Below are 12,896 nucleotides of genomic sequence, written 5' to 3'. Positions count from 1 at the left end.
AACATGTTCAAGCCCTGGATCGTCCTCGCCTGCCTGGCCGCGCCACTGTCGGCGCTGGCCGAGGACCCGCCGCGCCAGCCGCGCCCGCAGACCGCCACCGAAGCCCTGTTGCAGGTGCAGGCGAGCAACCGCCAGGCCTCCAGCGTGCGCCAGGTGCAGACCGACAAGGAACGCGACCAGGCCATGCAGCGCTGGCTGGACAGCTACAAGTATCCGATCCCGGATTTCTACCGCTGGACCAAGATCAGTTCGTCGAACAATTGAGCGCCTGATCGCGGCCTGGCCCCGCGATCAGAATCAAGGCATTCAATGGGTGGTAAAGCGCTGATGCACTGGCGAAGAGCGTGGGGTCAGCGCCAGCGCCAGTTGCGTGCGGTTGTGCATGTGGGTCAGGCGCAGCACCTGGGACACGTACAGCTTCACCGTGTTCTCGGTGATGCCCAGTTCGCAGGCGATCTGGTAGTTGGTCTTGCCCTTGCTCACCAGCCGGGCGACTTCCAGTTGCCGCGGCGAAAGTTTCTCGAACGCCGCCGGCAGCTCCGGCTCGCCTTCCTCGGTATCGCTGGCGCGCCGATGGGCGCCCTGGCCCCGGGCTTTTTCCAGGTCCTGGTAAAGGTCGTCGATGGACTCGGCCAGCTCCTGCAAACGCTGGTTGAGGCTGCCCAGTTCGCGGAAGTTGCGGCGCCGCTCCAGCAGCGCGGTCTCCTGGCGCCGCACGCCTTCGAGCAACTCGTCCAGGTCCATGGGTTTCTGGTAGTAGTCGGCGAAGCCCTCGCGCAGGGCGCGGATCACGTCCTGCTTGTCGGCGCGGCCGGTCAACATGATCGCCTCGAACATGCGCTGCGGCCCGGCGATCTGCTTCAACGTGCGCACCAGTTCGATGCCATCGCGTTCGGGCATGTGCAGGTCACACAGGATCAGGCCGATGGTCTCGTCCGCCTTGAAGCAGTCGATGCCCTGGCCGGTGGAGTGGGCGGGGACACAACGGTAGCCCTCGCTTTCGAGGAATTCGCACAACTCTTCGACGATCACTGGCTGGTCGTCGACCACCAGCACTTTCACCTCACTGACGGGTTTGTTCACGATCAACTCCCTGTTGTATCGGCCCTGCTCCCGGGCCAGACGCTCTGGCAGTTAGAAAAGTAGTCGCACTTTGCCGTTATGTACATCGGTCCTACTCCATAATCCGACCCTTCGGTCGCTTATTGGATCCATACCGCTGTCAGAAGGAAGCCAGCGAGCACGTAGGGGGCAAAGGGCTGCTTGTCGCCGACCTGTTCGGCCAGCGCCTGCAGGCGCTTCTTCACCTTGGGGTTGAGCAGGGTCCACAGGCGCCGGCGGCCGAACATCCAGGCCAGGACGGTGACCCCGGCGCCGATGAAGGTGCCGAGCACGTACTGCGGGCTGGTGGCCAGGGCCAGGGCGCCCATCAGTTTCACGTCGCCGGCGCCGAAGCGGCCGAGCATGTAGCCGGGCAGGGTGAGCAGCATGACGATGGCCAAGCCCCAGCCGGCCTCGCTGGCGTCGGCACCGATCCAGCTGCGTCCGGTGGCGAACAGCCAGGCCAGGGCGCACGCCGCGACGCCCAGGGTCAGGGCGTTGGATATTTGTCGTTCACGGACATCTTGTTCGGTGCACAAGGCAAGCCACAGCAGGAGAACAATGCTTTGCATTGGCAAAATGCCATCCCTATTCGTTGAACGGTTCTATGCTTTCAGACAGGTCTCACAGTCAGGGTAGACGCGAACATGAAAGCAGGCCCGGCGGGACAACAAAAAGGCGCGGCTGCCATCGAGTTTGTCGCGGTATTCATGGTGTTTTTCGCGGTGTTCTACGGCCTGGTCAGCTACGCCTTGCCGATGCTCATGCTGCAGTCGTTCAACCAGGCCAGCAGCGAAGCGGTGCGCCGTTGCGTGGCCGTGGACCCGAGCAGCCAGACCTACGAGCTGGACGTGCAGGGGCTGGCTCGCCAGGTGATCGGCCAGCAACTGGCGTGGATGCCCAATGCGCTGGGCTTCAATGTGAATACCGATACCCGGGTTACCGTGGGCACGGACAAGGTGCTGACGGTGGTGATCGACTATCCCCGCGAACGCCTCAATCGCGTCTTGCCGACGTTGTTGCTGCCCGTGATCGGTGACGTGCCCAAGCTGCCCGCGCGGTTGCAGGCCCAGGCGAGCCTGCAACTGTGAGTGGTGGCTTGTTCGACCGCTGGTTCGCCGCGCCGACCCCCGCCCAGGTGCCCGAGGCGACACCCGCCGTGGGCCTGCAACTGTGGCTCGACGACCAGGCGCGGGTGCTGCGCCTGGCCGGCCCGCTGCGCAGCCTGCTGGCATTGCCCGGCCAGGCTGGCGCGCGGGTGCACGACTACCTTGAGCGACACAGCTGGCTGGTGCTCGAAGGCCACCCCGCCGACTGGCAGGGGCAGCCACTTGACCTGGATTTCCATACGGTCATGGGCCACGCCCTGCATACCCGTGGCTGGCTGCAACGCCACGAGCAGGGCTGGATGCTGCAACTGTTCGATATCGGCGACCTGCTCCGCGAACAGCGCTGGGATCGCCAGCGGCCGCTGCTCGGGGAGATCGGCCATGCCCTGCGCGAATGCGGTGCCGAGCGCCTGGCGCAGACGGTGCGCGAGCAGTTGCGCAGCCTCGCCGAGCACTGGCAGGCGGCCGCGCTGCGCCTGGTGCTGCGCGAACCGGGCGGCTGGCGCCACTTCGCCAGTAGCGACGATGCCTGGCCCTGGCCCGATGACCGTCGGTTGCGGGACAGACTGGACCAGTGGCCGGCCCAGACCCTGATCGAGGTGCGCGACGACCCTGAACTGCTCGCCCTGTGCGGAGGTGCCTCGCTGTTCCTGGTGCCCTATCGGCAAGGGCTGGAGGCCGAGGCCTGGATGTTGTGCGCCGGGGCGCACCAGGTGCCTGCGGTCGACATGGCCATGGCCCTGGTGCGCAGCTTGACCGAGCCGCTGCTGGTACGGCATCGCCGCCAGCAACTGCAGCACCAGGCCCATCACCTTGACGACTTGCAGCAGCAGTTGGGCGCGGGGTGGTGGGAGTGGCCGGCGCATGGCGACCTGCAACTGGACCCGGCCCTGGCCACGACCTTCGATCTCGACGGCCGGGTCGGGCTGGACCAGTGGCTTGCCCGCCTGCACCCGGCCGACCGCGAGCCGGCGCAGCTGGCCCTGGACCAGGCCCGTGCCGGGCAGGCGTTGAGCCTGGGCGTGCGTCTGCTGGACCGTGACCCGCTCGCGGCGCCGCGCTGGTTCCATTGGGCCGGTCAAGGCCGGGGCGGCCAACTGCGCGGTTTCCTGCTCGATATCAGCGCCCTCAAGGCCCAGGAGCAGCAGGCCGGCGCGGCCCGGGCGCGGCTGGAGAACCTGATTGCCCGCTCACCCGCGGTGATCTACGTGCAACGCTATGCCGAGGGCGCGCTGCACGGCGATTTCTACAGTGCCAGCCTGGCGCCGTTGCTGGGCTGGGAGGCCGACGGCGAACTCGCCCGCCAGCCGGGCCTGGCGGTGCACCCCGATGACCGGTCGCTGTGGCTGGAGCGCACCCGCAGCCTGCTGCGCGATGGCCTGGTGCGTTGCCGCTATCGCCTGCGTGACCACCTCGGTGGTTACCACTGGATGCTCGATGAGGCCCGACTGCTGCGTGACGACCTCGGCCAGCCGCTGGAAGTGGTCGGCCTGTGGCTGGACATCAGCGAAGCCACCGAGGCCGCCGAGCGCATGCGCCAGAGCGAGGAACGCTATCGGGTGCTGGTGGAGGACTCGCCGGCGATGATCTGCCGCTATCGCCCGGACCTCACCGTGCTGTTCGGCAACCGGCCGTTGGCCGATTACTTGGGTTGCACGCCCGAGCAGTTGCAGGGTGCCGACCTGGGCCAATGGTTGTCCGCCGACCAGCGTGATGCATTTCTCCAGCGCCTGCGGGCACTGACGCCCGAGCAACCGGTGAGCAGCGCGGAGATCTGCCTGCAGTTGCCTGGCCGTGAGCATGCCTGGTGGGTCTGGGCCGACCGCGGCCTGTTCGACGGCGAAGGCCGCCTGCTCGAGGTGCAGGCCGTGGGCCGCGACAACACCGAGGTGCGGCGCAGCCAGCAGCAGCTGTTGCAGGGTGCCAAGATGGCCACCCTCGGCGAGTTGGCCACCGGCCTGTTGCACGAGATCAATCAACCGCTCAACGTGATGCGCATGGCGGTGGTCAATGCGCTCAAGCGCTTGGAGAACGGCGCCGCCGATCCGGCCTACCTGGAGGACAAGTTGCGCCGTATCGAGGCGCAGGTAGCGCGCGCTGCCCGGCTGGTCGAGCACATGCGCGTGTATGGCCGGCGTTCGACGGTCGAGTGCGAGCGCTTCGCCGCATGGGGCGCGGTGCAGGGTGCCCGGGGGTTGCTCGAGGAGGGCTTGCGCGGCAAGGGCGTGGCGCTGCACCTCGAATCGCCCGAGGTGATGCCACAGGTGCTCGGGCATCAGGACCAGCTGGAGCAGGTGCTGATCAACCTGATGGTCAACGCCCGCGATGCCTTGCTGGAGCAGCAGGTGGCGCAGCCCTGGATCCGCGTGCGCCAGGCGCTGCATGGCGAGCGCCTGTGGCTGCTGGTGGAGGACAATGCCGGCGGCATCGATGCGCGGCTGCACGAGCGGATCTTCGAACCCTTCTTCACCACCAAGCCGGCCGGTGTTGGCACCGGCCTGGGGCTATCGGTCAGCCACGGCATCGTCAGCCAGATGGGCGGCGAGCTGACAGTGAGCAACTCGCCCGAGGGCGCGTGCTTCTGCATCGACCTGCCGGTTCACTGCACCAGCTGAGCGTGGCCGCTGGAGCAACTGAGGTTGGCGCCGACCTCGGCGCTGGCCAGGTCGATGCCCAGGACCTTGAGCAAGCCGTTCACCAGTGGATCGAGCAGGGGGCTGAGCAGGTTCCTGATGATCGGCTCGAGGATGTTCTTCACCCCGTCCAGCAGGCCGGCGGTGAGCACCAGCACCTGGCCGAGGCCGCTGTTGGCAGTGGGCCTGTAGGCTTCCAGATGTACACCGGCAAGTGTGCCGGACAGGCTGCCCACCACCTGGGCCTGGTCGCTATCCATGGGCTGGAACATCGGATCCTGGCCGATATTTCGCGGGGCATGATCGTCGGCGAAGACCAGTGGTTTTTCCGTCGGGCCGCTGCCGAGCAGCTTGGTGTCCACCCGCAGGCCGATGCCGCCGCCGGCATAGGGCACGCGTGTGCCGCAGGACGGCGGCAGGATTAGCAGGCGGCTGCAGACATTGGTGCCGATATCAATGACCGGCAAGGCCTGCACTTTCACCAGGTCAGGCCCCTTGCTGAGGAAGTCGGCCGGTGAGTCGAACTTGCCGATCGCGATCCTCGCCGCCGAGCGCTGGGTGAGGGTGGTCAGGCTCTTGGGCGCGCAGCTGTAGTTGTCGGGTGGCGCCGGGCGCAGGCGGCTGGTGCCTTCGGCCACTTCGATGCCGATATCGATATGCACCTGGCTGTCCAGTAGCTTGATGTCGCTGACCTTGCACGGGATGCCCAGGGCGCAGGTCAGCGACTGCACGGTGCCCAGCAGGTTCAGGCTGAGCAGGTTGTTGAGCACGTTGGTCAAGGGCGCCGCCAGGTCCAGCACGGCATTGAGCAACCCGGCGATGCCGGTCAGCAGGGGCAGGTCCAGTGATACCAGCGCGCGGATCTGTGCGGTATGGACGCGCAACTCATCGCTGCGCGGGTCGCCCACGGCGGAGTTCTGCGGGGGCTGGATCACCTTCAGGTACACGCGGCCATTGATCAAACCCAGTGCGGTGATAGGGATCTCGGCATTCACGGCTTGTCGATTCGCCGCCAGCTGAATCATCGCCTGGACCAGCTGCAGCACTTGCACGTTCGCGTCCAGGCCAGCCTGGACGGTGCCGGTCTGCAGGTTGAGCAACTGCCCCAGGGTGATCGGCCCTTGCAGGTCCGCGGCGAGTTTGAGCAGATCGCCGGTCACCTCCACGGCGGCGCCGCTTTGCTGCAGAACCTTGACGGCGACTTTCAGCAGATTTTCGGCAGTGGTCTGGAAATCGAGTAGTTGCTGGTAGTCCCCCAGGTTCAGCTCCAGTTCGGTAGACAGTGCGTCGAGGTAATCGAGCAGGTTGAGCTGGGTATCGGCGATGCCTTGCCAGCCCAGCACGGTGAGTTGCGTGCTGGCACCGATGGCCTTCAACAGCGCGTTGAGAATGGCCGACTGCATCGAACTGACCTGCAGCAGTGTGCTGCGAATGCTCAGCATTGCCTGGGGCGGCCCAGGGTTGGCGGCCACCGCGCTGGCGCGCAGGGTAGTGGTGCGGGCGATGGCACCGCCCTGCACCAGCGCGTAGATGCCACCGGCGAAGCTGGTGACCACCACATTGCTGACCTCGACCTTGATCGCCTCGTTGCGCTGGTTGTCGGCAGTGAAGGTGCGCAGGTTGTCATTGCCGGTGCGCAGGTAGCCACAGCTGGCGATCAACGGGTTGAGCGGCGAATGGCCGTTGCGGGTGGCGGCGGTGCGGGCCAGGGTGGATGCCTGCGGGCCGCTGCCGGTGCAGGCGCCGTCATGCTCGGCGGCTTCCAGCGCGGCCATGTCGGCGATGCGTTGCAGCTTGCGTTGTTCGAGGTAGAGGCGGCCGCTGTCGACGGTCAGGAGCATGAACACCAGGGCCAGGCCCATGGTCAGCGCGGCCATCAGGCCGATCGCGCCGCGTTGGCGCACAACGGAACGGGGAACCACGGGCACTCCTTTGCCGGCCTGGGGCCCGGCAGCGCGGCGGCGGTGCAAGGAGTGTAGTCAAGGTGATGGCAAGTTGCCTTGATCGAAGTGCCCCGCCCCAGCGGCGCATCGCGGGGGCGGGGCAGCGGGTTTGCCCCGCGATCTGGGGCTCAATGTGGCGGGTAGTTGCTCAGTACCTGGGTCACGGTCTTCTGGATCGCCGCGTTGCGCTCCTGCGGGCTGGGCGGGTAGTTGTTCATGATCTGTTCGGCGCTGCCACGCCATACCAGCTTGCCGTCACGGCCATCGAACAGGTCGACCTGGATGGTCGCCACCTTGTAGTCGACGCTGCGGGTCTCGTTGTACATCGGCCCGCCCCAGTAGCCTCCCCAGTAACCCCCCCAGGCGCCGCCGTAGTTGGTGGTGATCTGCTGTTGGCGATCTTCGACGATCAGGTAGGCGCGCACCTTCACATCGGCCCGGGCACTGCCCTGGACCGGGCGCAGGCCACGCTGGTCGAGCTGCCCGGCGACCGCCTGGCGGATGCGCTGCTCGGTCAGGTCGCTCTTGATCCGTGGATCGTCCGGACGGTATTGCAGGGCCGGCTCCTGCCAGGCCCAACTGCGGTAGGCGGCGAAGTCGCGGCTGGCATCGAAGTCCTGCTGCACGTTGTTACTCGAACAGGCCGCCAGCAGCAGGGCGAAGGACAGAAGTACGAGACGGCGCAACATGATGGTTCTCCGTAAAGGGTCAGCTGGGAGGATAGCCGCTCATCGCCTTGCTCACCGACTCGCGCAGGGCGCTTTCGCGTTCACGCGGCGAGCCTTTGTCGCTGCCGCTTTCGGCGCTGGCGCTCCACACCGGCTGGCCGTTGCGGGCATCGAACAGGTCGATGCGCACAACCATCACCTCGACCTGGTAGGTGCGCACGATCGGCACGCTGCCATAGGCGCCATAACCATTGCGGTAGCCGCCGTAGCCGACGCTGCCATAGGGGTAGGGGCCGTAATAGGGATCGTAGTCGTAGTCGCGCACCTGGCGCAGGCGCCGCTCCAGGCGCACGTCGGCGCTGACCAGCAGGTCGGCAGGGGCATTGTGGGCCGGGCGCAGGCCGTGCTGGTCGAGGGCGCTGCTCACCGCGTCGGCCAGTTGGCCCGGTGTAGCGTTCGCCAGGCCGCCGGGGGGCTGGCTGTTGCGCCAGCTCCAGCTGCGGTAACGGCCATAGTCGCGCGGTGGCGTGGGGTAGGCGCTGGCATCGAAAGTGCCGGCGGCCTGGGGCGGTGCCGGTGGCAGCGGCTTGCCGCTGGCGACATAGGGGTTGCTGCCCTGGCAGGCGGCCAGGGCAAGGGGGAGCAGGGCCAGGCAGAACAGACGGTACGGCATGTATCCTCCTGGCGGGCGGGTCAGTGGGGTCGGCAGATCCAGTGCAGGTAACGACCCAAGCCGGCGAAGCTGGGGTGGCGCCGGTGCGCCAGCTCCATCTCCAGCAGGTCGAGTAGCTCGGCCTTGGCCTGGAACTCCTTGGGCATGTAGTCGTGGAACACCCGCACGCCGCTTTCGCTTTCGACCTGCCACATGGGATCAAGTTGCGCCTTGAGCTCGCGTGGATCAAGTGGTTTCTGTGGCGTCAGGCTCTGCTTCTCGCCGGCCAGGCGGTTGTGCCGCAGCTTGCGGAAATGCCCCTTGAGCAGGTTGCGGTAGACCAGCGCGTCGCGGTTGTAGAAGGCCAGCGACAGCCAGCCGCCCGGCGCGGTCAGCTGGTGCAGCACCGGCAGGATGCTTTCGGGTTCGGCCAGCCATTCGAGCACCGCGTGGCACAGCACCAGGTCGTAGGGCTCGGTGAGCTGGCCAAGCAGGTCTTGCCAGGGCGCCTGGATGAACGTGGCCTGCTGGCCGGCCTCGGCGAAGCGCGCACGGGCGCCGTCGAGCATCGGCGCGGCGGGCTCGGCGAGAGTCAGTTGGTGGCCACGCTGGGCCAGCCACAGGGCCATGTGGCCCAGGCCGGCGCCGATGTCGAGCACCCGCAACGGGCGCTCGGGCAACGTTTCGGCCAGGTCGGCCTGGAGCACCGCCAGGCGGATCGCCCCCTTGGCGCCGCCATAGATCTTCTCGGCGAAGCGGCTGGCCAGTTCATCGAAATGACGGTCGTTCATTTGGCGAAGCGCCTTTCGCTGTCGGCGAGTTTGGCCCGCACCACCTCGTTCATGTCCAGGCCAAGCTCGCTGCACAGCAGCAGCAGGTAGAGGACGATATCGCCCACTTCCTGGCCGGCGTGGGCAAGCTGGTCGGCAGGCAGCTGGCGGGACTGGTCTTCGCTCAGCCACTGGAAGATCTCCACCAGCTCGGCCATTTCGACGCTGGCGGCCATGGCCAGGTTCTTCGGGCTGTGGAAAACCCGCCAGTCGTTGGTGTCGCGTATGCGGTGCAGGCGTTCGGTCAGTTCTTGCAGGTTCATCGGGGTCTCCTCGTGGCGCATAGCTTCCGGCGAGGTTCCTTGCAAAGCAAGCCCGATCAGCGTGCGCGCCAGCTGCCAACCATGTGCACCAGCCCGCCGTGGCCATCCAGGCGCAGCTCGCCGGCCGTTCCTGCCTCGCTGGCGCTCAGCACTACCTCCGACGGCAGGCGCACCGGCTTGTGGAAGTCCACCGCGAATTCATATCCGGCTTTAGGCAGGTGTCCCTGCAGCGCCGCCAGCGCCATGGCCTTGCTCCACATGCCATGGGCGATGGCCTTGGGGAAACCGAACAGACGTGCGCTGAGGCTGCTCAGGTGGATCGGGTTGTAGTCGCCGCAGACCCTGGCATAGCGCCGGCCGATGTCGCTGTCGGCGTACCAGCGGGTGGCCTCGGGCAGTGCGGCGGGTGCCTGCGCGGTGGCGCTGGCGGCCTGTTGCTCGAGCTTGAGGCCGCGCACCAGCATGCGGCTGGTCTCGCGCCAGAGCAGCCCGAGCCCGTCCTCGGCCTCGGTCACCAGGTCGAAGGTGCCGCCCTTTTCGTGGGGCTGCAGGTTGTCGGCGTACACCGCGAAGCGCAACCCATCGATGCCGCCCAGTGGGCGCAGCACCTGCAGGCTGTTGTGCAGGTGCACCAGCCCGAGCAGGGGGAAGGGGAAGTCGTCCCCGGTAAGCAACTGCAATTGCAGGCTGAAGGCCATGACGTGCGGGTAGGTGCCCGGCAGGCGGCCGTCATCGGCGAAGTGGCAGAGCCGGCGATAGGCCGCCAGGTTGGCGCCATCGACCCGCAGGTAGCAGCGCAGGCCTGTCTCCGGTAGCTGGCTGCCACGGATCTTGCGTTTGCCCAGGGCGCGCAGGTAGAGGTTCAGGCGTGAGTCGGGGTTGTGCAGGTCGTGCCAAGGTCGGGTCATGGTCAGGCTCCCATCAAGGCCTGGCCGCAGACCCGCAGGGCCTGGCCGTTGACCGCGCCGGAACCTGGCTGGCTGAGCCAGGCGATGGCCTCGGCGACATCCTGCGGCAAGCCGCCCTGGCCGAGTGAACTCAGGCGCCGGCCGGCCTCGCGCAGGCCCATGGGCATGGCCGCGGTCATGTGCGTCTCGATAAAGCCCGGCGCCACCGCGTTGATGCTGGCACCTTGTTCGGCCAGGCGCGGTGCCCAGGCCTGGGCGAAACCGATCAGCCCGGCCTTGCTGGCCGCGTAGTTGGACTGGCCGCGGTTGCCGGCGATGCCGCTGACCGAGGCGAGCAGGGTGATACGGGCGTCGCGCTGCAGCTTGCCTCCCTCGAACAGCGCCTGGGTCAGCACCTGCGGGGCCTTGAGGTTGACGGCCAGCACCGCGTCCCAGTATTCCGGGGTCATGTTGGCAAGGGTCTTGTCGCGGGTGATGCCGGCGTTGTGTACCACGATGTCCAGGCCTTGCGGCAAGGCTTCGAGCAACTGCGCGGCGGCATCGGCGGCGCAGATGTCCAGGGCCAGGGCACGGCCGCCCAGGCGCGCGGCGAGGGCGTCGAGGTCGCGCTGCGCCTGGGGCACGTCGAGCAAGGTCACTTCGGCGCCATCGCGGGCCAGGGTTTCGGCGATGGCAGCGCCGATACCGCGCGCGGCACCGGTGACCAGGGCGTGACGGCCGGCCAGCGGGCGGGTCCAGTCTTCGACCTGGGTGGCGCACGCCGACAGGCGCAGGACCTGCCCGGAAACGAACGCACTCTTGGGCGAGAGGAAGAAGCGCAGCGCGCCTTCGAGCTGGTCTTCGGCGCCGTCACCGACATACAAGAGGTTTGCCGTGGCGCCATTGCGCAACTCCTTGGCCAGCGAACGGCTGAAACCCTCCAGGGCGCGTTGGGCGACACTGGCTTGCGCATCGTCCAGGCTTTCCGGGGCGCGCCCCAGGATCATCACATGGGCACTGGGGGCCAGGCTGCGCAGCAAGGGCTGGAAGAATTCGCGCAACTGCTTGAGCGCATCGCTGTCGGACAAGTGACTGGCATCGAACACCACGGCCTTGATTTTCGGCCCCAGGCCCGCGACCCAGGCGGGGGCGTCGAGCGCTTCGGCGTCGAAGCCGTAGCAATCGGCGGTCAGGCGTGGGGCGATTGCCGCGACCTGGCTGGCCAGCGGGCCGCCACCGAGCACCAGCGCGCCCTCGATGGGGCGCAGGCGCCCGGCCTGCCAGCGCTCCAGCGGCACCGGGCGCGGCAGGCCGAGGGCATCGACGAGTTTGCGGCCAAGGGTGGAGTTGGCAAAGCCCAGATAGCGGTCGCTCATGTACGGTTCTCCCTGAAGGCAAGCATGCAAGTGTGGACCAACTTTGTGGCAGGGTCGTTCGAATAGCCGAAAAGAACCTAGTCTTAAGGCTCAAATTGTTTCAGGAGGAACAGGCATGCAGTCAATTCGCCGGGTCGCGATCCTGGGGGGCAACCGGATTCCCTTCGCCCGCTCCAATGGCGCCTACGCCAAGGCCAGCAACCAGGCGATGCTCACCGCCGCCCTCGAAGGCCTGGTGGAGCGTTACCGCCTGCATGGGCTGCGCCTGGGCGAGGTCGCGGCGGGGGCAGTGCTCAAGCACTCGCGTGACATGAACCTGACCCGCGAGTGCGTGCTCGGCTCGCGCTTGTCGCCGCAGACGCCGGCCTACGATATCCAGCAGGCCTGCGGCACCGGGCTGGAGGCGGCGTTGCTGGTGGCCAACAAGATCGCCCTGGGGCAGATCGACAGTGGCATCGCCGGCGGCGTCGACACTACCTCGGACGCCCCCATCGCGGTGAGCGAAGGGCTGCGCCAGATCCTGCTGCAGGCCAACCGTGGCAAGAGCCTTGGCGAGCGTCTCAAGCCTTTCCTCAAGTTGCGTCCGGGCCTGCTCAAACCCGAGCTGCCGCGCAACGGCGAGCCGCGCACGGGGCTGTCGATGGGCGAGCATTGCGAGCGCATGGCGCAGACCTGGCAGATCGAGCGTGGTGACCAGGATGCGCTGGCGCTGCTCAGCCATCAGCACCTGGCGGCGTCCTATCGCGAGGGATGGCACGATGACCTGCTCACGCCTTACCTGGGCCTGACCCGCGACAACAACCTGCGCGCCGACCTCACCCTGGAACAGCTGGCCAAGCTCAAGCCGGTGTTCGAGCGCAGCGGCCTCGGCACGCTCACCCCGGGCAACTCCACGCCGCTGACCGATGGTGCTTCGCTGGTGCTGCTCGGCAGCGAGGCCTGGGCTGAGGAACATGGCCTCAAGGTGCAGGCCTACTTGGTTGACGGCGAGGCGGCGGCGGTGGATTTCGTCCATGGCCAGGAGGGCCTGCTGATGGCGCCGGTGTACGCGGTGCCACGGCTGCTGGCACGCAACGGCCTGACCTTGCAGGACTTCGATTTCTACGAAATCCACGAAGCCTTTGCCGCCCAGGTGCTGTGCACTCTCAAGGCCTGGGAAGATGCCGACTACTGCCGTACACGGCTGGGGCTCGATGCGCCGCTCGGTGCGATTGACCGTACCAGGTTGAACGTGAAGGGCAGTTCGCTGGCTGCAGGGCACCCGTTCGCCGCGACGGGCGGGCGGATTCTGGCGAACATGGCCAAGCTGCTCAGCGAGCGGGGCAAGGGGCGCGGCCTGATCTCCATCTGCGCGGCGGGCGGACAGGGGGTGACGGCGATCGTCGAGCGATAGGTTCGGCGTTGACTGCGATGGCTGATACCCTTGTCCGTCCC

Annotated in this window: 13 protein-coding genes; 4 read left to right on the top strand and 9 right to left on the bottom strand. The window is 67.3% G+C overall.

Features of this window, described 5'->3' with window-relative positions:
• Positions 1-3 precede the first annotated feature (3 nt).
• Complete coding sequence (locus AC3WL2_RS17380; protein WP_038706834.1) at positions 4-264, top strand: DUF3613 domain-containing protein; 261 nt, start codon at positions 4-6, stop codon at positions 262-264.
• Positions 265-306: 42 nt separating this feature from the next.
• Here the strand turns inward: AC3WL2_RS17380 and AC3WL2_RS17375 are convergent, their stop codons facing one another.
• Together AC3WL2_RS17375 and AC3WL2_RS17370 are read right to left on the bottom strand one after the other, a co-directional pair.
• Entirely contained in the window at positions 307-1,089 is a 783-nt protein-coding gene (locus AC3WL2_RS17375; protein ID WP_219730482.1) for a response regulator, read from the bottom strand.
• A gap of 113 nt (positions 1,090-1,202) precedes the next feature.
• A complete protein-coding gene (locus tag AC3WL2_RS17370; RefSeq protein ID WP_038706832.1) occupies positions 1,203-1,673 on the bottom strand; it encodes an A24 family peptidase in 471 nt (156 codons plus the stop codon).
• A 75-nt stretch (positions 1,674-1,748) separates the two neighbouring features.
• Between AC3WL2_RS17370 and AC3WL2_RS17365 the strand changes: the two genes are divergently transcribed.
• Positions 1,749-2,192, top strand: coding sequence for a TadE family protein (locus tag AC3WL2_RS17365; protein WP_023632045.1), 444 nt, complete (start codon positions 1,749-1,751; stop codon positions 2,190-2,192).
• Entirely contained in the window at positions 2,189-4,825 is a 2,637-nt protein-coding gene (locus AC3WL2_RS17360; protein ID WP_173862465.1) for a PAS domain-containing sensor histidine kinase, read from the top strand. Before AC3WL2_RS17365 ends, AC3WL2_RS17360 begins: the two co-directional genes overlap by 4 nt.
• On the opposite strand, the gene AC3WL2_RS17355 is transcribed toward AC3WL2_RS17360, so the two are convergent.
• The 7 genes from AC3WL2_RS17355 to AC3WL2_RS17325 form a co-directional block, all read right to left on the bottom strand.
• Positions 4,810-6,765 carry a pilus assembly protein TadG-related protein gene (locus AC3WL2_RS17355; RefSeq protein WP_256582685.1) on the bottom strand — a complete coding sequence of 652 codons (1,956 nt, stop codon included), beginning with the start codon at positions 6,763-6,765 and terminating at the stop codon, positions 4,810-4,812. The two genes, AC3WL2_RS17360 and AC3WL2_RS17355, sit on opposite strands and share 16 nt — an antisense overlap.
• 149 nt (positions 6,766-6,914) lie before the next feature.
• Complete coding sequence (locus tag AC3WL2_RS17350; RefSeq protein ID WP_023630953.1) at positions 6,915-7,475, bottom strand: DUF4136 domain-containing protein; 561 nt, start codon at positions 7,473-7,475, stop codon at positions 6,915-6,917.
• A gap of 19 nt (positions 7,476-7,494) precedes the next feature.
• Positions 7,495-8,127 carry a DUF4136 domain-containing protein gene (locus AC3WL2_RS17345; protein ID WP_102684815.1) on the bottom strand — a complete coding sequence of 211 codons (633 nt, stop codon included), beginning with the start codon at positions 8,125-8,127 and terminating at the stop codon, positions 7,495-7,497.
• 20 nt (positions 8,128-8,147) lie between these two features.
• Positions 8,148-8,897, bottom strand: a complete 750-nt coding sequence (locus AC3WL2_RS17340; RefSeq protein ID WP_102684816.1) for a methyltransferase — start codon at positions 8,895-8,897, stop codon at positions 8,148-8,150.
• Complete coding sequence (locus AC3WL2_RS17335; protein ID WP_102684835.1) at positions 8,894-9,199, bottom strand: MazG-like family protein; 306 nt, start codon at positions 9,197-9,199, stop codon at positions 8,894-8,896. The genes AC3WL2_RS17340 and AC3WL2_RS17335 overlap by 4 nt, the downstream gene beginning before the upstream one ends.
• Before the next feature lie 56 nt (positions 9,200-9,255).
• Positions 9,256-10,107, bottom strand: coding sequence for a MaoC family dehydratase (locus AC3WL2_RS17330; protein ID WP_102684817.1), 852 nt, complete (start codon positions 10,105-10,107; stop codon positions 9,256-9,258).
• A gap of 2 nt (positions 10,108-10,109) precedes the next feature.
• Entirely contained in the window at positions 10,110-11,462 is a 1,353-nt protein-coding gene (locus tag AC3WL2_RS17325) for a 3-oxoacyl-ACP reductase (RefSeq protein ID WP_102684818.1), read from the bottom strand.
• 115 nt (positions 11,463-11,577) lie between these two features.
• On the opposite strand from AC3WL2_RS17325, the gene AC3WL2_RS17320 reads away from it, so the two are divergent.
• Positions 11,578-12,855 carry an acetyl-CoA C-acetyltransferase gene (locus tag AC3WL2_RS17320; RefSeq protein ID WP_102684819.1) on the top strand — a complete coding sequence of 426 codons (1,278 nt, stop codon included), beginning with the start codon at positions 11,578-11,580 and terminating at the stop codon, positions 12,853-12,855.
• The last annotated feature ends 41 nt before the right edge of the window (positions 12,856-12,896 follow it).

The sequence above is a fragment of the Pseudomonas sp. FW305-96 genome (assembly GCF_058783825.1).
This window is presented reverse-complemented; position numbering and strand designations above follow the sequence as displayed.